The organism is Nonomuraea sp. NPDC046570 (assembly GCF_040645915.1).
GTDB lineage: Bacteria > Actinomycetota > Actinomycetes > Streptosporangiales > Streptosporangiaceae > Nonomuraea.
Genome location: NZ_JBEYZF010000024.1, coordinates 1 through 20,353, shown reverse-complemented (window position 1 = coordinate 20,353; position 20,353 = coordinate 1). Strand labels below are relative to the sequence as shown.

General features: G+C 68.0%; 15 protein-coding genes and 1 CRISPR repeat array. Of the genes, 12 read left to right on the top strand and 3 right to left on the bottom strand.

Annotated features, from left to right (window positions below):
• The first annotated feature begins 58 nt into the window (after positions 1-58).
• From ABZ911_RS30400 to ABZ911_RS30390, 3 genes are all read left to right on the top strand, one after another.
• Positions 59-1,069: a hypothetical protein gene (locus ABZ911_RS30400; protein WP_358063436.1), complete on the top strand. Its 1,011-nt coding sequence runs from the start codon at positions 59-61 to the stop codon at positions 1,067-1,069.
• Between the two features lie 918 nt (positions 1,070-1,987).
• Entirely contained in the window at positions 1,988-2,686 is a 699-nt protein-coding gene (locus ABZ911_RS30395) for a hypothetical protein (protein WP_358063434.1), read from the top strand.
• A gap of 20 nt (positions 2,687-2,706) precedes the next feature.
• Positions 2,707-3,024 (top strand): helix-turn-helix domain-containing protein, encoded by a 318-nt coding sequence (locus tag ABZ911_RS30390; RefSeq protein WP_358063431.1) that lies wholly within the window; start codon positions 2,707-2,709, stop codon positions 3,022-3,024.
• Positions 3,025-3,183: 159 nt separating this feature from the next.
• On the opposite strand, the gene ABZ911_RS30385 is transcribed toward ABZ911_RS30390, so the two are convergent.
• The 3 genes from ABZ911_RS30385 to ABZ911_RS30375 form a co-directional block, all read right to left on the bottom strand.
• On the bottom strand, positions 3,184-3,507 hold the full coding sequence (locus tag ABZ911_RS30385; RefSeq protein ID WP_358063428.1) for a hypothetical protein: 324 nt from the start codon (positions 3,505-3,507) through the stop codon (positions 3,184-3,186).
• Between the two features lie 110 nt (positions 3,508-3,617).
• Positions 3,618-3,893 (bottom strand): hypothetical protein, encoded by a 276-nt coding sequence (locus ABZ911_RS30380; protein WP_358063425.1) that lies wholly within the window; start codon positions 3,891-3,893, stop codon positions 3,618-3,620.
• Positions 3,894-4,071: 178 nt separating this feature from the next.
• Positions 4,072-4,563: a CRISPR-associated endoribonuclease Cas6 gene (locus tag ABZ911_RS30375; protein ID WP_358063422.1), complete on the bottom strand. Its 492-nt coding sequence runs from the start codon at positions 4,561-4,563 to the stop codon at positions 4,072-4,074.
• 530 nt (positions 4,564-5,093) lie between these two features.
• A CRISPR array of direct repeats spans positions 5,094-5,581; the repeat unit is 30 nt; unit sequence GTCCTCATCGCCCCTACGAGGGGTCGCAAC.
• A gap of 100 nt (positions 5,582-5,681) precedes the next feature.
• Here ABZ911_RS30375 and ABZ911_RS30370 point away from each other — a divergent pair.
• The 9 genes from ABZ911_RS30370 to ABZ911_RS30330 all read left to right on the top strand — a co-directional run bounded on the left by ABZ911_RS30370 (position 5,682) and on the right by ABZ911_RS30330 (position 19,391).
• Positions 5,682-6,869: a hypothetical protein gene (locus ABZ911_RS30370; RefSeq protein ID WP_358063419.1), complete on the top strand. Its 1,188-nt coding sequence runs from the start codon at positions 5,682-5,684 to the stop codon at positions 6,867-6,869.
• A complete protein-coding gene (locus ABZ911_RS30365) occupies positions 6,854-8,503 on the top strand; it encodes a hypothetical protein (protein WP_358063416.1) in 1,650 nt (549 codons plus the stop codon). Before ABZ911_RS30370 ends, ABZ911_RS30365 begins: the two co-directional genes overlap by 16 nt.
• On the top strand, positions 8,500-10,857 hold the full coding sequence (locus ABZ911_RS30360; RefSeq protein ID WP_358063413.1) for an RAMP superfamily CRISPR-associated protein: 2,358 nt from the start codon (positions 8,500-8,502) through the stop codon (positions 10,855-10,857). Before ABZ911_RS30365 ends, ABZ911_RS30360 begins: the two co-directional genes overlap by 4 nt.
• The gene (locus ABZ911_RS30355; protein ID WP_358063410.1) at positions 10,854-12,491 is read left to right on the top strand and encodes an RAMP superfamily CRISPR-associated protein; all 1,638 of its coding nucleotides are present in this window, start codon (positions 10,854-10,856) and stop codon (positions 12,489-12,491) included. The genes ABZ911_RS30360 and ABZ911_RS30355 overlap by 4 nt, the downstream gene beginning before the upstream one ends.
• A complete protein-coding gene (gene csx19 / locus ABZ911_RS30350; RefSeq protein WP_358063407.1) occupies positions 12,488-13,036 on the top strand; it encodes a CRISPR-associated protein Csx19 in 549 nt (182 codons plus the stop codon). The genes ABZ911_RS30355 and csx19 overlap by 4 nt, the downstream gene beginning before the upstream one ends.
• Positions 13,036-15,237 (top strand): TIGR03986 family CRISPR-associated RAMP protein, encoded by a 2,202-nt coding sequence (locus ABZ911_RS30345; RefSeq protein ID WP_358063404.1) that lies wholly within the window; start codon positions 13,036-13,038, stop codon positions 15,235-15,237. The genes csx19 and ABZ911_RS30345 overlap by 1 nt, the downstream gene beginning before the upstream one ends.
• Positions 15,238-15,378: 141 nt before the next feature.
• Positions 15,379-17,652: a hypothetical protein gene (locus ABZ911_RS30340; protein ID WP_358063401.1), complete on the top strand. Its 2,274-nt coding sequence runs from the start codon at positions 15,379-15,381 to the stop codon at positions 17,650-17,652.
• A 745-nt stretch (positions 17,653-18,397) separates the two neighbouring features.
• Positions 18,398-18,892 carry a hypothetical protein gene (locus tag ABZ911_RS30335; protein ID WP_358063398.1) on the top strand — a complete coding sequence of 165 codons (495 nt, stop codon included), beginning with the start codon at positions 18,398-18,400 and terminating at the stop codon, positions 18,890-18,892.
• A gap of 142 nt (positions 18,893-19,034) precedes the next feature.
• Positions 19,035-19,391 (top strand): SUKH-4 family immunity protein, encoded by a 357-nt coding sequence (locus ABZ911_RS30330; protein WP_358063395.1) that lies wholly within the window; start codon positions 19,035-19,037, stop codon positions 19,389-19,391.
• The last annotated feature ends 962 nt before the right edge of the window (positions 19,392-20,353 follow it).

The window sequence follows — 20,353 nt, the reverse complement described above, 5'->3', positions numbered from 1 at the left end:
ACGCCGGTTCCCCCTTGTCGCTCGCCCCCGACCGGCTTGCACCCCGCTTGATGCCCGCGTGGGCGCGCTTTGCGCCCTCGCGGAGTCCGCCGACCGGCAGGGGGACCAGGCGTCGGCCTCTGCCGTCTTCAACCAGGCCGCGCTCCTGGTCTCCGATGTCGGGCTACCGGACCTGGCCCGGCAGATCTGCCGCCGCCACGCCACCACGTACCTGCGTGCCCACCCTCTGGGCGCGCAGGTCGCGCGCCTTGGCCTCGAACCTCTCGTCAACCTCGCGCGGCTCCAGATCAGAAACAACGAGGGCGACACCGCGTTTCAGCTCCTCGACCGCTTCTATGAAGCCATCACCGCGCAGATGGACACCGTCATCGACGGCGTGCCCGTACCTGGGGCAACCCTCACCACGACCACAGAAGATCACCGAGAGCTATGCCAGTGGCTGTGGACGGTCGTCCTCGCCGATGGCGCCCGCGCCTTGATCAGTTCGGGCCGCTGGCAGGACGCACAAGGCCACCTGCGCCGCCACAACGGCATCGGCCAGCGACTGTTGGACGGTCGGCAGGTCGCTGTCCTGGCCCACTGCATCGGGGGCGAGACGACCTCTGCACTGGCGCTTCTTGAGGAAAGCACGCTATCGGAACCCTGGGAGCAAGCGGTCGCGGCGTGCCTTACCGTGCTCTGTCTCAGATCCGGTGGACGCCCGGCTGACACTGCTGCCGCCACCATGTGTGAGCGTTACCAAGCACTCGCCCCTTCACCAGGACTACCAGTCTTCCGTGCACGCCTGGGCCTGACCGTGATCGACCTCGCAAGCAGTATCGGCCAAATCGATACCCGAGCCGCCACCCACCTGGTGCACGAAGCAATCGAGAACGCCGACGGCTACGTTGCGCGGGACATCCTTGCGCACAACGGGTGTAGGGCGGCACTCACCGACGAGGAAGAACGGGCGTTGACTTTGGCCGTGCAGTCCGCCGGGCTTGGGCTCGGCTCCCTGCCCGCTCACCTCATGGCGGATCTGTTCAGGGCGGTGAAGACGAGCGAGAGAGCGATAGAGCGGAGCCTGTGAACCCGAAAGAGCGACACATCGCCAGGGCACCTTCACCGCGCCAGATGACTGACGCGAGCTGCCCGTCACAGAGGTGTGGTTTGCACGAAGATCGCCGACAAATAGTAGGCCGCCGCTCTGGCTGGCGGAACGGGTAACTCCTTGCAGCCTGTGGATTCCAGCGCAGAGCGACACCTGCAAGTCGGGGCATGGCCGCCCAATTGGGGGTTCCACGCGGCCAGCGGCTGATCTTCGGTCAGGGTGCCCCTTCGAAGCGTCACGACGACCTGGCGCCTGCGGAGGTGGTATCCGCATAGGTGAGCACAGCTACTGCCTCTTCCCTTGAGCGGCGGGTAGCGCGTGCATGGTACCGCTCTGGACATGGCGCACGCCGCGGAGCTTGGTGTCCTTGCTCGGCAGCAGCCTCCGGCGCCTCAATGCTCTGCTCAGCGAGGCCGGCCTGTCGAGTCTCCGTTCTGTGGTCCGCGCCTGTGTCGAAGCGCCGGGAGCGGCGCTGGCTGCTGAGGCTGGCAGGTTCGCCCAGATCATCATGGCCGAAGAGCAGTCCTGTCGCCTTCGGCCAACGTGTCCTCGGCCTCTTGGACAGCGCAAGGTGCTGGTGGGCAAGTACGCCGATGCCCGTCGGCGGGACGACCTGCCGCTAGACAATCGGGCCGCCGTGAGGCTGGCCAATGTGTCTTCGATACCTGAAAGACGGCCCGCCATCGAGACCACCGTCACGCCCCGGCCTGATCGGCTTGGCCTGAAGGGCTGGTCCGGGGGACGGCAATGATCGGTAGTGGCTGGGATGCAAATGTCTGGCCGACGCCATGGCCTGCAACGGATTTCGTCCGGATGAGAAGCGGAAGCCTCGCTCGCCCTGCGCTCGGGCTCAGGATCATCCGAAACAAACAGGAGTCGAGAGAGCGGGAAAGCTGGATGAGCAAGTGGGTCTGTACCGCCGCTGTGGCCTGTGCCGTGTTGGCGGCTGGATGTGGCGAAGGCGCCGAGGTGGTCATGCGAGCGGATCAGGTCGGTGTGGCGGCGGCCGTGTCTGTGGCGTGGACGCGGGAGAAGGTCGTGGGGCTGTTCCTGGATCCGGCGGGGGCGGGGTTGCGCGGTGGTGAGGTTCACGTGGAGCCGCAGGGTACGACGGCGGCGATCGATGTGTGCGTGCCGCTCAACCCGTTCGATACTCCCCGTGTGGCGGTCGATCGGCGCTTCGCCACCTTGAAGAGGGAGATCGGTCTGCCCGGAAAGGGGAGGATCGTGCAGCGTGGATGGGTGCTGCCGAGCGCCGATCGGGCCGGCAAGGTGATGAGGAAGGTCGGCAAGAGGCTGTCGGCGTGCCGTTATGACGGCACAGCCGCCACATCCTTGGAGCCGGGAAAGCGGATGAAAGGGAGTTCCTCCGTCGTCGGCTATCCGCGCGATGACGACGGCTGGCGCGGCTACCGCATCGAGCAGACGACGGCCGTTGATCGCCAGCGAGTCTCGGTCGGCACAGAGATGCTGGTGCAGCGCGGGCCGGTCGTCCTGCGGCTGGACTACGTGAACTACGAGCCGCACACAGGGGAGCAGACCCTGCGCGCGTACAACATCGGAGTTCTGCGCAAGGTTCTTGCTCGTCCTGCTTGATCGGCGCCAGGGTTGCCTGCATGGCAGGCGGAGTTGCAGCACTGTCCCGCTCGGAAACACGGTTTCGTGCTGTGAGCTGGGATTCTGCTGCGCGATCAGAACGGCGGCGCAAGTGGACCTTCACCGACAAGCGACGCCCGGGACGTCCCCGCACCCGCCAGCCGGTCAAGGCACTGATCGTTCGAATGGCGCGGGTGAACCCGACATGGGGGCATAGACGAATCCAAGGCGAGTTGGCCCGCCAGGGCTACACGATCGCGGCCTCCACGGTGTGGGAGATCCTGCACACGGCCGGTATCGATCCGGCACCCCGCTGGGCCGGGCCGACCTGGCGGTAGTTCCTGACCGCTCAAGCCCACGCGATCAGCGCGTGTGACTTCCTGGTGGTCGGGACGATGCTGCTCGAGCGGCTGTATGTGCTGGTCTTCATCGAGCACGGCACCCGGAGACTGCAGCTGGCCAGAGTGACCGCGTACCCGACCGGCGCGCGGAAGGCTTTACGCGCCAGGCCGAGGACGCCTGGCCGGTCTCCTGTCGCGTGGGCGCGGAGCAGCGCCGGGAAAGCCGCGTTTGTGCGGAGGCCGTGACGACCGCCGCAACCATTCGGCGATCGGCTGATCCAATGACTGGATCTTCAGCATCTGGCCGCGGTTGTTGTTGCTGAAAACCAGCAGCTCCACTCCGGCGGTCAGCCGATCCTCATGGTGGCGCAACGCCTGGAGAGCCATCACCTCGTTCGAGAGCACCTTGCGGGCGTCGGCTCTGCCGAGGGCGATCAACTGCCGGTTGCGCTCTACGCGTCGGGACAGTGTCCGCGCCATGAATTGCTCGTCCCAACTGTGCAGGGCGGTGGACGGCCCCCGTCAGGCGGCAGCCGTACGGCAGGGCGTAGAAACTGCACAGGCACGGCCAGCACAGCGCCATCCCGGCGTCAGAGATCGCTTTCAGCCAGGGAGACGTCGACCTTGCCGTAGTACCCCACCCCGTCCCGCCCGCACAGCACGCATGCCGCCTCCGGCCAAGCCGATGGATCCGGACGCTCACGCCATCGCCGTACGGCATCACGGATCGTGGGGTCGTCCTTCTTCGCGTTGCCGAGATGGTTCATCTTCGAGTTCGGGAAGAAGGACGTGCCCGTCTTGAGCCAGAACTCCTGGTCGCTCTTCGTGTCACGTACGAGGGCAGCGGCAACCGCGTCCCGGGTCACCGTTTCCACCGTCGTGTCGAAGCCATCTGGTGTGAGCTCTCGACAGATGACGCCTTGGCCAGGGCCGCCAGGGCGTACGCGCCCATCCGCTGAAGGGAATGGGCGGTCAGCCTGAGCCGCGCCTATTCGGTTTTCTCGTTGCCTTGATATGTATTGATGTGGTTTGTATCGGTTTCGGTCACGCGGTGATCCAGCCGAAGCCGGCGGCGTTGGCCTGTCCCAAGCCCCAGCTCCAGATCGCCTGGAGCGATTCCGGTGGTCCGGTCAGCTCGACCTCGACGGGCGCTCCGGGCTTCGCCCCGTGTCCCACGGAGAACGACCTCTTGGAGCCGATCCAGGTGATCGCCGTCAGGTATATCTCCGGGTCGAGACCGAGTGTCTCGGCCTTCCGGCGGAGGTTGCGCTGGAAGAACACCGGAAACTCAGGATCGGTCGGCATCAGCCATGCCTGCCGGGTGCTCCGTGTCCCGTCGGTGTCGCACCCGGTGCCCTTCATGACCACAGGAGTGGTCGTACGGAACCGGCCCCGGCCTGACCGGAACTCCGGAGGCTCGGTGACGGCCACGTTCAGGACGCGGAAGGCCGCGCCGCCCCAGTCGAGTAGCTCCCGCTGCTTGACTCCCTGAGCGAGCGCCGTCACCACCTCGAAGAGCGGGCTGCCGAGCTCCACGAAGCCTCGCCCTCCTGCGGCGTATGCCCCTCTGCGCCGCGTGGCTTTCGGGAACACCGGTGCGCCATGACCCAGTGGCACCATGCCGTACGGTCCAGCCCCATGGTGATGCAGTTGCCGTCCGATTTCGGGTGCCGTGTGCGCCAGCAGGTCGTACGCCAGGGGCCGTCCCGGTGCCAGCACCTTCGTCCACGCGAGCTCGGTCGCCGCTGTGGTGACCTCGATCCGCAACCTCACTGCTCTGCCTCCCGCCTGTGCCGCCTTTCACCCTGTACAGATGGACGACGGCTTCGGAGAGGAGGCGGACACCTGTTAATGCAGATCAGGCCATTGGGGAGCCGGGGAGCTGTCGAGTGGTGGTGTTGAGTGAGCACTTCGGGCTAATCTGCGTTCGAGACGTTGCCGGTCTGGGTTGCGATCACGTTTCTGCAGCAGACCTCCAGGGTTCTCCGCACGACCGGAGGTTCACTGCAAAACGCCGGTGATTCTGGCCGTTTCTCGTGCTCGTTGACCTGCGGCTTTACCGTGGGGTCCTCATCGCCCCTACGAGGGGTCGCAACCGCGGTCGCCGGTCTCCAGCCACGTCGTGACCAGAGCGCGTCCTCATCGCCCCTACGAGGGGTCGCAACGCTGCGGCTTGTACAGCCTCGGCGGGGATGTCAGGCGTCCTCATCGCACCTACGAGGGGTCGCAACTGGAGGGTTCGCCCGGCGTCGCCGGGCGGCCTGATGGTCCTCATCGCCCCTACGAGGGGTCGCAACATGGCGGCGCCGGTCTGGGGGTTACGGGCGGTGGTCCTCATCGCCCCTACGAGGGGTCGCAACAGGTCGCGTTCCGCGGCCCGGTAGACGCGTTCCAGTCCTCATCGCCCCTACGAGGGGTCGCAACGTGGCGCTGATGTGTGGCCGCGCCTACCTGCTCCACGTCCTCATCGCCCCTACAAGGGGTCGCAACGTGGCGTGGCCGCCGACGAGAGCCGCGAGGGCGCGTCCTCATCGCCTCTACGAGGGCCGTAACCGAGAAAGGGAATCCTCGGCCGCCGCCTGGTGATCTTGGCTTCGTCCGGGTCGTCCATCTGTAGGAGGTGAAGGCGAAAACGGGGCGGAGAGGACGAGTGGATGGGGCTTTCCCGGGCTCGGGCGACGGACAAGGCGAGAACGGCGGTGGAGGGCACGTCCCGCTGGGTGGTGGCGGCCCTCGCGGGTGTCGCGGCGGCGGTCGCCGTCGGCACGGTGCCAGATGTGATCAAGAGTTGGCTGGGCGATCAGCGAGAGTTGCTCACCGCGCTGTGCGTCGCCTCGGCGGCGGTGTTCGCGGGCATCAACCTGTGGCAGCAGCGCAGCAAGGGCGTGGGCATCGTGATCGCCCTGCCGAGAACGAACTGGCGAGCGGCGTGGAGCGTCCAGTGGGCCGCCGCCGCCGTGGCTCACGCGAGGCGACATCACGACTCCTGCTTCACCGTACGGCAGGACATCGAGGCGGCGAGTCCGGACGACGACGCGGAGGCGAAGGCCGCAGCGCGGGAGGCGCGCACGGCGACCATCGAGCTCGCCTGCAACCTGGTGAACGCACGGCTCACGGAACTGGCCGAGGCCGACCCCTCGACCCCGGTGTCGCTCTACGTCAACGCCGCGCTGCCTGACGCCTTTGAGCTGGGCGCGACGTTCAAATTCAACGTGCACCGGAGGCTTCGTAGTATCGGCGCGCCCTCGAAGGGCGTCGACGGTTCCTCCACAAGGGCCAGTGCGCCCGCTGAAGAACTCGAAGCGGTCGCCGATGTCGTCCTGTCGCAACGGGCCGAGTTCGCCCGTACGGACTTCTTCCCGGCGGTACGGATCAGCGGTCGGTTGAAGGAGCCGCCCGGCCCGGCGGAGACCGTACGCGCGGCGAAGCTGGCGAAGGTGATCGAGGAGCCGGACTTCGACGGCGCGCCCGATGGGGAAGCGGTCGCGCTCGTGGTGCACCTCGCGGACAACCCGATGATGGTCGCCGAGGCATTGCTCGCCGCGCGAGAGGGCTGCCTGGACGTCAATGGGCGCTGGGAGCGCTGCCGTGCGGCTTTGGTCATTGATGGCGCCCCCGCCAACATGCCCGAAACCACCGGTGACTTCGAGCTGGTCGTCCGGCACGTCTACGCGGCGTGGTCGGCGTGGATCAAGGAACGGCCGCACTACGCCGGGCTGCGTCCGCGGCTGTTCATCACCGCTCCGGCCAGCGTCGCCTTCGCGCTCGGCTGGCTGATGGGGCAGAAGGTCACCCCGGTTCCGCACCCCTATGAGACAGGAGAGTCATGTACGTCGTCGTGATCGGTACGGCGGGCAACCAGCGTTACATCTTCTCCTCGGGCAAACGGCAGGAGATCGTCGGGGCGTCGGATCTGATCGCCCGGGTCAACGGCGCCTGGGCCGACGAGGCGATGACCAGTGTGTTTCCCGGGTTCGAGCGGAGCTGGCGCATCAAGGACGGTCACGCCGCCGAGATGGTGACCACCGGCGCGGGCGCCATCACCGTGCTGGTCGGGGACAGGGATGCCGGCCAGAGCCTGGTGACCGAGCTGACCAGCCGAGCCCTGCGCGAGGCGCCCGGTCTGGACGTCTGCGGCGTGGTGGTCGAAGCGGCGGGCCCGCTCGCGGAGGGCATCTCGGCCGCGCGCACGGAACTCGCGGCGGTGCGCGAGTCCAGGCCGGGCCCGCAGGCGAGGTTCCTGCGGCTGCCGTTGGTCGAGGACTGCGCGTCCACGGGGCTGCCCGCGATGACGCTCCATCGTGAAGGGCGGGACGAGCCAACCGGGACCAGGTCGGCGGCATCCATGGCCAAGCTCGGCCATTTCCCGCATGCGCTCGGCCGCCTGGCCGAGGACGCGCAGACCGGCGTGGCCACGATGAGAAAGATCATCGACAGGCTGGGGCTGGAGGCCAGCTGGGTGGCGGTGGTGCACGCCGACGGTAACGGGTTCGGCGACCTCTTCCGCGGTCTCGGCGAGATGCTCGACGTGGCTGACGCCGTCAACCGGGACGGCGTGTACGCGGACGCCGTGCGCACGCTGTCCCTGGGGGTGGACGACTGTGCGAAGAGGGCGTTCCGGAAGGCACTGACCCGGACCGCGGCCGAACACGCTTCCGTCACGGTGAACGGCAGACCTCCGGTCCTCCCGCTGGTGCTCGGCGGTGACGACCTGACCGTACTCTGCGAGGGCGCCGTGGCCTTGCCGTTCACCCGGCATTACCTGGAGGCGTTCGAAGAGGAGACCGCGAGCGACGATCTGCTTCGCCCGATCCTCGCCAAGGCGGACCGCCCCTGGCTGGGGGCGGCGGCCGGGGTGGCGATCGTCAAGCGGAACTACCCGTTCAGGTTCGCCTACGACCTCGCCGAAGAGCTGATCACCGAGGCCAAACAGGTGAAGACGTGGGGGGCGGCGCTGGCGTTCACTGTGCTGTTCGAGAGCTCGGCACCCGATCTCGCGAGGATCCGGAGCTCGTCCACGCTGGCGGGCGGGACCGTCGCGTCAGCGTCGCCATACCTGGTGGGGAGGGGAAGCGACGACCCCCGCGCGGAACGGCGGCGCTGGTCGGACCTCCAGCGCCGGGTAGACGCGCTCCAGCGAACGGATGCCGAATCGGGTGAGCTGCTCATCCCGAGGGGGGCGGTGCACGAGCTCCGAGAGGGGCTGTGCCTGGGCGCGGGGGTGGCGGACGCCCGGCTCACCTTGCTCCGCACGCGCTTCAGCGGATCCCCGGCCCGGTTGGCGGCGCTGGCCGAGTTGGAAGAGGACCCTGGGCGGCTGGTCTGGTGCGACCACGCCGACCACGGTGACCTTGCCAAGCACATCGGCCGCAGTGATCACATCGGCCGGTGCGGCCATGAGGAGAGGATGGTGACGGGTCTCATGGACGCCGTGGCGGCGCTGCCCTTCCTGCCCGTTCAGGGAGCGGCCGGATGAACGTCGAACTCGAACTGCTCATGCTCAGCGACTGGAGGGTCGGCACCGGTACCGGAGTCCCCGGCTACGCCGACCGGCTGGTCCAGCGAGAGGCTGGAGACGCCTCGACGGCGCCCGCCGCGCCGATCGTCCCCGCCAAGACCCTGATCGGCGTCTGGCGGGACTCCTGCGAGCTGGCGGCGCACGCGCTCGACAGCGGGCCTTCCGGGATCTGGCACGACTGGCTGGACTTCCTGTTCGGCGGCCAGTACGGTGCCGACCGCCGGCATGCCGTAGGGCCTGCGGCCCTGGCTCTTGACGGGGCCTTGCGTCTGCCGGGTCGGCTTCCCGAGTTGCTGCGTGCCCGTCCGAAGGTGGCCTGGACCGCGACGTTCCGCAAGCCGGGAGTGGCGATCGATCCGAGGACGGGCACCGCCGAGGCCGGGATGCTGCGGTTCGAGGAGATGGCCAGGGCAGGTGTCACGCTGACCGGCCGTGCGTGGATCCGGGGTTTCGAGGAACTGGAGCAGGATCAGCGGCATGCCGCCGTGGGCCTGCTGGCGGCGGGCGCGCGGTTGCTGGAACGGATCGGGGGCAAGCGGCGTCGCGGCTCCGGCCGCTGTCGGCTGACGCTGCGGGGCGTGGAGCCCGACTTCGCCGTGCTCGCCCGGGCGGACATCGCGCCACCTCCCTCGGCCATGCCGTACCGCGTGGCCGATCGCCCGGCCCCGGTTCCCATACCGGCCGGCCGTGAGTGGGAATGCGCGGAATTGGTCATCACCGTCGAGCAGCCGGTCCTCGCCGCCGCCACCGTCCAGGGCAACCTGGTCCGGGGTGAGGCGTTCATCCCCGGCTGGTGCCTGATGCCCGAGGTGGCCAGGCGACTAGGGGGACCGGCGCACGCTCTCGTCCGTACGGGAGACCTCCTGGTCACGGCGGCCGCCCCGCAGTCGCCCGGTGGAACGCGAACTCTGCCCGTACCCAAGGCGTTCGTGCATGCGAAAGGGACCAAGGGCGTCGTCGCCGGAAACCGGATGGCCGGAGACACGGCGCAGGGCAAGCCGTACACGGATAGGCACGTCGTTCCGGAGGGTGAGCAGGCGGGTACGGTCGTCAGCCCGGACTTCACCCTTCGCATGCACAACACCATCCGGGACGACATCCAACGGCCGAGCCGGGACGTCGGTGGGGTCTACATCTACAAGGCGCTGGCCGCCGGATCGGTGCTCCACGCCGAGGTACGGGTGCGAGCGGGCCTGCTGGAGCCGGGCTGGCAGAAGCGGCTGACCGGACGGTGGCGGGTCGGCCGGTCAGCGAAGGACGACTACGGCCAGGTGCGGGTCGAGGCGCGTCCGGGCGTCATGCCGAACGGTTCCCCCAAGAGCATGCGCGGGATTTCGAGTAGGTCCTCTACGGAAGAAGGCCAAAGTGCCACGCCCAGCGGTGCACTTGGGGAAGGGAACCTGCTGCGAGTGTGGCTGCTCTCGGAGCTGCTGGTCAGGGACAGCAGGCTGAGGTTCAGCACCGACCCCCGCGATGTCGGCCGGGCACTGGAGCAGGCCCTCGCCGGAGCAGGGGCGCTCGAACTGACCCTGAGTCCGCTGACCAAGCCACGGGACGGTCGCATCGGCGTCGCGCTCGGCGCGCACAGGACGGAGAGCTGGCATCGGGGCTGGGGCCTGCCCCGGCCCACGCTGTACGGCCTGGCCGCCGGGAGTTGCCTCACCTTTGAGGTGTCCGGCGGTCCTATTTCCCCTGAGGTTCTGGCCGAGGTCCGCGCCGCCGGGGTGGGGGAGCGTCGCGCCGAGGGCTTTGGACAGGTCGAGATCGATCACGACCTGCTGCTTCGGAGCGTTGGCGATATGCCTACCCAAGGCGTTTTCGATGGCAAGTCGGCGCCGGACGTGTCGCCCGAGCCGATCAGGCAGGGCGAGGACGGCCATGCCGAAGGGAGGATCTTCGAACGTGCGGCGTGGTGCGTGGAAATCCACCGGACCTGCGAAGCCGTGCTAGCGGACCGCGACCGACGTGCGGAGATCCTGCCGGTCGAGGTGACTTCCACCCAGCTCAACGGGCTGCGCGAGATCGTCGGGGAGCCCTCGATGGAAAGAGCCCGCAACCGGCTCGCCCGGCTCACTCGGATCAAGGCAGGCCGCTCCTCCTGGCCGCGAAAGAAAGCGGAGACGCTGGCCGATCTGCTCGACGATCCCGATCGGATCTGGACCCTGCTCAGCCTGCCCGAGGAGAGGCTCACCGTGACCGCCGACGGCGCCGCCGCGCTGCGCACGGAGCTGCACGACGAGGCGGTGCGCGTCCTGCTCACCGCCTGCCTGGCGGCGCACAGCCGGGAACGGGCGGAAGGAGACACGGAATGACACGCAGAACAGGCCGGCACGTGACGAGCCGGGTCCGGGCCCGCGGCTGGCTGCGCACTGAGTCGCCGGTGCACGTCGGAGGTCTAAGTACGGACCCCTCGGAGCCGCTGCCGATCGCCCTGGACGGTCTTGGCCGTCCCTACGTGCCCGGCACGACACTCGCCGGAGTCCTGCGAAGCTGGTCGCGGGGTGCCGACCCGGACGCCCTGCTGCACGACCTGTGGGGGACCGCCGGAGAAGACAGCGAGGGCGGCGCGAGCCGTGTGATCGTCGCCGACGCTCTGGTCACGTCCGACACCCGGCTGGATGCACAGAGTCTGCCGCTCAGCCCGATCAACCGTGCGCTCATGGAGTTCCGCCCCTCAGTCGGCATCGACCGGGTGACCGGCACGGCCGCCCCGGAGTTCCTGTACGGCAGGCAGGTCGTCCCCGCCGGATGCCTCCTACGGCTGGAGATCGACATCGAGTCGGCCGCCGACTCGGACCAGGCCGTGGACGAGGCCCGGATGGGGGCCTTCCTCGCAGCGCTTTCAGCAGGGGAGATACGGATCGGTGCGGCCACCGGTCGAGGGCTCGGCTCAGTTCGGCTGCTCGATGATCCCCTTGAGGTCGTCGTAGAGAGGTTCGACTCCCCGCAGGGGCTGCTGGCCGTTCTCCGAGGTGATGCCGTGCGCGTCCGCCCGGAGGCATCTCTGAGTGCCGTGGCCCCGCAGCTGCCGGCCAGGCGTGAGTTCCTTCACGTTCAGGTCGTCTGGAGGCCGCTGGCGCCGGTGATGGTCCGGGCGACGCCGAGCGGGCTGTCTGTCGACACGTTGCCGCTCACCACCCGGGTCGATCAGCGTCACCTGACCTTGGTCCTGCCGGGCGGTTCGCTCAAGGGGGCGCTGCGAGCCCACGCCGAGTTCGTGGAACGCACTGCGAGGTTCACGCCCGACGGTGTTCCGGAAACCACCGCCTCGCACGGCGCGTCAGTAGCCGCCACCCCCCGGGCTGCCTCGGGAGATCCCGCCGCCGGGCACAGCACAGCGTTCCGGGCCCAGCTCGACCAGCTGCCCGCCGTACGGGATCTGTTCGGCGCAGCACGCGACGACGTCAAGGACCGGCGGGCGGGAGCCCTACGGGCCGAGGAGTGCACCGCGCTGATCACCATCCCCGAAACGCTGTGGCGGGCCGTCAACGGGGCCGATCCCCTGCCTGCGGCCTCTCCTGGCGAGCGTGCGGAGTTGCCGGAAGCGGTGCGGGACCGGCTGGACGACCTCGGCATGGCTCAGGCCGACCACGTCGCCCTCGATCGGTGGACCGGCGGCGCGGCCGACGGACGCCTGTTCAGCGTGCTCGAACCGCACTCGGTCGAATGGGAACCGGTCAGGCTCTCGATCGACCTCACCCGGCTGGGCGCTGGCCGTGAGCGGGCTCTGGCCCTGCTCCTGCTGACCCTGCGAGACCTGGTTGAAGGACGCATCCCGCTCGGCGCGTCCGTCAATAGGGGGTTCGGCGACATCGAGATCAGCGAGATCACGCTGATCGGCGGACCGTGGCCGACGCAGGTCAAGCTGCCCGAGGCACTGGACGGACCCGAGATCTCAACCATCGCCCGGGCGTGGACGGACTATTTGGCACAGGAGGTGTCATGACAACCTTGTACGCTGCCGCCACCACCGGCGTCACTCTGCCGGAGGCGCTGGAGGCCGCCGGGCTGGACGGCGGATGCGCGCTGCTCACCACGCCTTCCGCGTACCGCGTGGCCAAGGTCGAGGGCGGTGGCTGTGTCACCGCTTGCGGCCCGGCCGATCTATCCGTTGTCTACGAGGCGCGGGTCTTCACCTCGGAGGCGGAGCTGCGCTGGGTGGAGTCCGGGTACGCGGTCCTGCTCACAGAGGACGAGCGCCTACTGCTGGGCTCTTTCGGCGAGCGGGTGGATCCGTTGCCCGCCATCGCGACGATGGACGCCCGCTATCTCGTCTGGGGCGCGGTGACCGCGTCCGGATCCGGCTGGACCACCCTTGCCTCTTCCCATGTCGGCACCCTGGCCGTCCCCTTGGTGACCGCCGAAGAGAAGGACCACGTCCGGTTGGCCGCCCGCGAGTACGTCGTCGCGGATCGCGAACACGGCAACGCCTATGTCGCCGAGGAACGCCTGATCGGATTCGAACCCTACGCAGTGGAAGGGGCCGCGTGATGACCGGCGAGTTCCTGAATCCCTACACGTTCATCCCGGCCTTTCCCCGCGAGGGCCTGCCGGAGCCGCTCCGCGATGGGCCACCGCCCGCGCGCGACCTGCTGCGTCCCGGCTGCTGGACCGGCCGTATCGGTGTCGCTCTCACCGTACAGACGCCGCTGCTGCTCCTCGACACCGCGCGGAAGACCCCACTGACGGATAGCGGAAACGGCACGGAGGGCCATTTCGTCTATCCCGTACGGCTCCGCGACGGCCGCCCGCACTTGCCCGCCACCTCGGTCAAGGGCATGCTGCGCGCCGCGTACGAGGCCGTCACCAACTCCCGGCTTGGCGTCTTCGAAGGCCATGACAGCCCGCTCGGCTTCCGTCGCGACGCCGGATTCGCCCTGGGTATGGTGCCCGTGTACATCGCCGCCCAGGGAGTGCTGTACAAGTTCCAGCAGGCGGTGCTCAGGATGTACGACAAGGACGGGGTGAGCGTCTACCCGAAGGACGGCCAGGAGGCGCCCCGGCATCTGGAACGGCTCCGCGCTCTGGTCAGACGGGGAAAGAACAATCAGACCGAGGTCGTCCGGTTCGTGCGAGAAGGTACCAAAGAGGTGCAGGCGCGAGAGAGCGGCGAGCGGATCGTCAACGGCGTCGCCTTCGTTACCGGCCTGAACATCGAAGGCAAGACCTGCGAGCGCTTCTTCTATCGGGAGCAAGGCCAGAAGCCCAAGGCGCTGAAACTCGCTAGGCCGTGGCACGAGCTGGAAAAGCAGTGGAACGACCTGATCCGTGACTACCGCGGAGTGCACGACGAGGCCGAGCTGTTCGGACGACGTCGTGCGGACGGCACGTCCGCCGGTCCGGGAGAGCGGATTGGCGACGGCCCCGGACAGCTCGCATGGAGTCCGCACATACATGAGGACGACGTGACGGTGTTGAGGCAGGGCTCGGTCTGCTATGCCCGTCTGGAGGGTGACCAGGTGACGGCGCTCTATCCCGTGCTGGTGCCACGTGACCTCTATCCCGTTTCCCCGCGAGAACTGCTGCCGGAATCGCTCTTGCCGGCCTGCCGCTATGACAAGTTGTCACCGGCCGATCGCGTGTTCGGCTGGGTCGCTCCGCGAGGTTCCGGCGTTCGGCCTGCGGCTTACCGTGGCCGGCTGCGCATCGGTCCGGTCGCTTGCGAGCAAGACGCGGATGAGGCCGTGGAGCGGTTCGACGGAGACGGCCTGCCGATCTCGATCCTCGGGCAGCCCAAGCCCCAGCAGGGACGTTTCTACCTCGCCGAGTCGGCCGACCAGCCGGATCGGCCGGTCAGAGACGGGACGCCGAAGGAGAAGCTCTACCGGTCCGGGCGTGGCCTGCGCGGTAGGAAGGCGTACTGGCATCACGCCGGGCTCGACCCGCGCCAGCACTGGAGCGAGGGACAGGGGAGGTGGGACCCCACCCAGGTCCGGGTCGGCTCTCACTACCGTGAGTACCGCCGCTCCCGGGCTGCCCACGATGACAAGGGCCTTCCGACTCCTGACAAAAAGCGGTACCGGACGACGGACGCCGAGCAGCGCGATACGCAGAACCGCTCCATCAAGGGATGGGTGCGGCCCAAGACGACCTTCCGGTTCGCCATCGACGTCCGAGACCTCGACGCCCACGAGCTCGGCGCGCTCGTCTGGCTGCTCACCCTCCCGGCGGGGCATTTCCACCGACTCGGTCTTGGACGCCCGCTCGGCTTCGGCAGCGTACGACTCGACATCGACGTCGAGAACACCCGACTGCACTCCGGTGAGCAGTTCGCCGACTATTACCGCTCGTTGTCCACGCCTCTCTCCGACGGTGACGGAGCCAAGATCCTGGAGGCGGCGCGCGAAGAGTTCGTCCGGCTGGTGAAGAGCTCCGATCAGCTGGTCACCGTAAGGGAGGCCATGCTCGCCGTGGCGCGCGGCAACCCCGAACTTCCGGTGCACTATCCCCGTACGCGCCCGGAATGGTTGCCGGAGAACGTCCCTGCTCCGCCGGATCCGCAGGGGTGGAACTACAAGTGGTTCACCGAGAACGAGAGATCTGAGCAGGGCAGGCCCGTTTCAGGGCGCGGACGCGCGCTGCCTGGCCTGGGGAACGCCGGTGCTCCGCTCACCACGTACCTCTTCGATGAACAAGGAGGGGGGCGCGACGGCGGCCGTACTGGACCGTCCGGACGACGCAGAAGCCGTTAAAGCGCAATTAATCCCTCATATCTTCTGATATTAGGGACGACAGAAAAGGCGGGGTGGTGTGGTAGTTCGCGACTTTGTCGGTGATGGGTTACCGTCAACCCGGTTGATTCCGTTACGGCCTGCCATGTGGAAGGCGTTGTCGTGGAGAAAACCGAGGGCGTGCTGCTCATACACGCGGTGGGCGGCGGGGATCTGGGATTCCCGGGGGTGCGAAGCTTCGACGGATCGCTACCCGATCTCGATGGTGATCCGCAGGGCGAGGGCAAGGACCGCCGGCCGCTCAGGAAGGTGTTCGAGGGGCTCGCCTCCGCTGAGATCCCGGTCTCCCTGGTCGTCCTGCTCGGGACCACGACACCGGGCGGGCCGGGAGACCGGACGTTCGGCGAGCACGCCGACGAGATCCGGGCGCGGCTCACCTCCGAGGCCGGGCTGTACGGCGTGCGTTTCGACCCGGCGGCGGTCTCCGTCGTCAGGGTGGAGGCGCCGACCCTCGGGGACGGCTCGGAGGCTCTGCGGCGTTGGCTCCTGCGTCGTTCCCCCACCGACATACTGATCACGTGCGGTTCCGGAGCGTTCGCGCTCAGCGCGGGCGCCGTGTGTGCCGCACTGGCCGCCCGCCGTCCCGCGCGGATCATCCACATCGACGCGCCGCGACGGCCGTACGTGCTCGACGGACCACGAGACATGGACACGCGGCTGCAGTCCTGGCTGCTCCGCCATCGTTTCTGGGACGCCCTCGCGGAGGTGGACCCCACCAACCGTGAAGTATGGGAACTGCTCGCCGCCCGGCAGGCCGGGGACACCACCTACGCCACCGCCATGCGGGAACGCTCCAACGCGGACACCGGCCACGGCATCACCGAAGGCCGGATCGGTAAGTTCACCGAGACGTGGCCTACCGCGCAGGCGGCCCTGTTCGAGCGGATCGGGCGAGGAGAGGCCGCAGACTACGGGCTGCTCCGTGCCTGGTTCGCCGGGCGCCTTCGCCGCCTTTTCGATCGGGAGGAGAGCACCTTACCGAGCCGAGCCCGCGATCAGATCAGACGGCTGATCGACATGCTCACGTACCGAGGTGACGGGGAACGCGGCCTGACCGGGCACATCCGTATGACCGCCCGGCAACTCTGGTCGGCGCCGGCCACCGGATGCGGGGCGATGCTCAAGGACGACGCGCTGATCAAGCTGTACACCGCGGCGTCCACACATCGAGCACACCTGAGTTCAGAACGGCTCGCGGGACTGCTGCCCTCCACCTTGCTGGATGCCGCCGACAGGTGGGAGAAGGACGACCAAGGGGTCAAGCTGGTCTCCCATACCGGTAGGACCGGATGGCCGGTGCTGGGCAGCGGCGACGTTCTGGGCCTTCTCGCCGTCGGGCTGGACCACGATGGCAGGGAGACCGAGGACAGGCTCGCCGTACAGACGGTCCTGGCCGAGTTGCGGAAGAGACGGGAGTCGCTGCCACGCCGAGGCGCCGTACGGCTGCGGTTGCTCGCTACCTCCGAGGCGAAGGAGCGGGCCCACATGCTGGCACGCTGGGCGGCTGAGGACGGCGATGCGGACGTTCGGGTGATCGCATCTGTTTCCGCCGACTTCGAGGCTGCCCGGGACGCCATCGTCGCCGGGCTCGCCTCCGAGGCGGCTCCCACCGGTAAGTGGGGGTCGCGCAGTCTGCGCGATGTCGACGAGCTGGTGCTGGTCCTCAACCCGGGGCCGCCCCTGACGAACTACGGCATGATCGCGGCGGGCGTTGAGTGGTCGCTGACCGCCGCCTGCCCGCTGTGGGTGACAGAGCTGATCCGCAGGCGCGATGCGGCATCCGAACTTCACGGCGGTCAGCGGGTGCTGGCGCGCCTGGGCGCGGACCGCCTGCTGGCCGGGCTGGCGGTGAGCGCCGTCAGGCGACTGGACCTGCGGACAGCTCGGCGTCTCGTCGGGCGCGGCTCGGACACATTGCGTGACGTGATGCCATTGCTCGCGGCACTGGAGAACGACCTGTTCGGCGCCGCCAGTGATGGCTGGATGGCGGCCGAGCGCCTGACAGCGGCCAGGCGGCGCCTGACGCTGCTCGCCGAGGTCTGCCGTGACCGGCGACACCGGGTACCGGTGGCGTATGTCGCAGTAGAGACGCTCCGTCCGGCGCTGTTCTCGTGGGGGCAGTGGGACGGGCTCCGTACCGCGGGGCCCGCGCTGAAGGAGCTGGGGAGGCTCGCGAACGAGTCGATTCAGGGGCATGCCCTCGATCGGCAGGGCCGGGGCCGTCCTCGCTCCGCCCGCTCTGACGCCGATGTGCGTGAGGTGCTGCTGCGTGCTGTGCGCGATTTGGGTGGACCGGCCAGAAGTGATGACGTGCTCGTTGTTCAGTACAAATCGGTGGTCAACGCTCTTGAGGTGATTTACCGGGAAAGCGCTTGACGACGGCTGGGCACGTTGGCAGCCTTGTCTCGTTCAACGGCAGGACGCCTGCGAGCTTGAGTGGTTCATTCCGCTCCCTCTGAGGGCCTCGGACTTCGAGGCCGATGTCGCGAGACCGCGTTTCGAGCGCGTTCTCTTGTGATGCCTCGGAGGGGCAATTCTCATGAACCTCGCCACCGTTGTTTCAGCATGCGAGTCGACCGCCTTCCACGCGTACTTCTCACTGGTCTCACCAGCGCTCAGGGACGCCGCGCGCGGGCCGTTGCGCCGCGCCCGGCACAACGGAAGGTCGTGCAGCGGAGTCGACCGTACTCGTTGGTGTGATGAGTGCGAGCAGGTGATCGCTGACCACCTGCTCGACGGGTACGCCAGGTTGCGCAAGGCCCTGGCGGGAGCCCTCCCCCGCACACGTACGGGGGACACGGTCCGCGAGATGGACTCGGCCGTTCGATGGCTGACCTCATCCGAGGCAGTCGGGAACAGGCTCGACCTCGTGTCTCGCCAGATGCGGAGACGGCCCAGCGAGGAGGAGCCGCCCGGAGTCCGCGCAGCCCGTGCGCAGCTCGTCCATCACCCCCTACTCCGCCTCGAAGCACGCGTACGCCGTGCGGACGCGATGAGCTGCGGCGCCTCGGCCAAGCCTGAGCGCGATCTCCGGACGTCCGGCTGGGCGAAGCCGCTTCGCGGGAACGGGGTCGCTTTCCAGCTTCTGGAGGACGCCGTTATCAGACTGCGGAACGGTGGCGTGGATCCCTACGATGTTTCCTGTGGCCTGCTCGCGCTCCTGCGTCTGGACCTGCTCACGGCCAGGCGCATGTTGCGCGACTCCCTGGACCGGCTCCGCGTCCTGCGCCCCGGCTTCTACGCAGCAAACGTGGCCGGATACCTGGAGAAGGAGAGCCTGGTTCTCGGCAGCACTTCCCAGCAGGGGCCGGAGGAGCTGTTCGTGCTCAGCGAAGAGAAGGACACGGCACGGCGGACGCTGGGCAAGCTGCTGAAGGGCGGACCGGTGACCACGCACCGTGCACGCGCGCGAGGGCGCTATCAGGATCTACTCGCCCGGATCTGCGCTGACGTTCCTCCGAGCGGTACCGAGTTCATCACCTGGATCACGTCTGACTTCGGGATCACCATGACGGCTGCCGAGCGCTTTCTGCGGCGACTTGTTCGTCTGGTCGCGCTCGCGGACCTGGACTGGGTCGTCGATCAGTGTCACGCGGCCGGTACCAACCGCGACTGAGCCCGAGAAGACCGGTGCGCTCTGCGAGACCCGGATCCGCCGGCTGGGCCCGAGGGCCGACATGGCGGCTGCGACGTGGTTCACACCGCTGGCGGCCGTGTCGGCGCCAGCCTGCTCGTTGACCCCCTAATCAATTTACCTGGTGGCCGTGATAGGCGGCTGGCCGGTCTCATCGGAGTTGTCTCCTCCCGAGTACGCACGTGCGGACCAGGCGGGGCACGAACGCCTGGCTGGCGCTTCGGAGAGCATCGCCCCGCTTCCACTCAGCCAGCCCCCAGTCAAGCTCACACGCGACCTGCTGGAGAGCCTGTACGGCGAAGCCGGTTTCATCCGGCCGGCTATGGAGGAGATCCATGCTGCCATCACCCACGAGCCCACCCGTCGTTTCCTGGCCGAGATCGGCCTGCCCGCGAACGGCGTGTTCGAGGAGGACTGGACGAGCGACACCACCCGCTGCGTCAAGCCCATGAGCGAATGGTGGAACGAAGAGTCGCCTTGACCAATGCCGTCTAGTGTCGCGCTGTGTCGCTTTCTATCGCTCCGTCCAGGATTATCCCTGCTGTCGTGCCGGGTGCTGACAATCCGTGCCGGGTCGAATGGCGTACACGCGAGCAACCACCGAGCAACCCCGCACCCTTTACCGTCGGCATTATGCGTTATTTGTTCGCATCCCATTGAGTGCATCACTGCCGCGTAGGGCCGGGTCTCCTCGCCGATAGAACGTGCACGAGCAGCCATCGAGCAACCTTGGGCCATCGATTCGGCGCTCAGCAGGATGGCACTTCACGCCATTCGCGAGTACGAGCGGTTCCACCACCAGCACCGAGTTAATCAAGCCCCGCCCCAAGCGGCCCCGCCGCGTACCGTCCCGGATCCGATCAGGGATCAAGGGCGAATCGCTGACCTGAACATACGTCGACGAGACCGGCTCGGCAGAGTTCTCCACGAGTACTCACAGGCCGCTTGAACTGCATGGATGGATTTTTCGGCAGGCGCACTGTTCATCCCCGCAGCCCGCGCCATCGACCATGTCCTGGCCTGGTCGGCCTTCCGCCGCCTCCATCAGACCCGCGCGCTGATCAGTCGCCGGCGTGGCGACCCGCTCCCTCAACTCTGAATGTAGTACCGGCCTCGTGCCGGGGGAGGCGTTTTCTTAAGCGGCTTTTTCATCCTGATGACCCGAGCGCGGCTGACAACGGCAGGCGGCGGAGAACGGCGCCCCAGGGAAAACCCGGAGCAGCCGCTGCCGACGACGGGTGAATGCTGACCCCAATAAGTCCGATTCCACATCCAGCCTGGCGCTTGGGCCCTCGCCTCGCCATCAACAGGTTTTCATGATCAGGTGTGTTGCGACAAGCCCTCTAGTGAACGTTTTTCATCTCGATTCGCGGAGTTGGAGGACGAGGATCGCTTTGACGAGTTGCCCGGCGAGGTGAGGGCAGCAGCGGAGTTTGCGCAGGA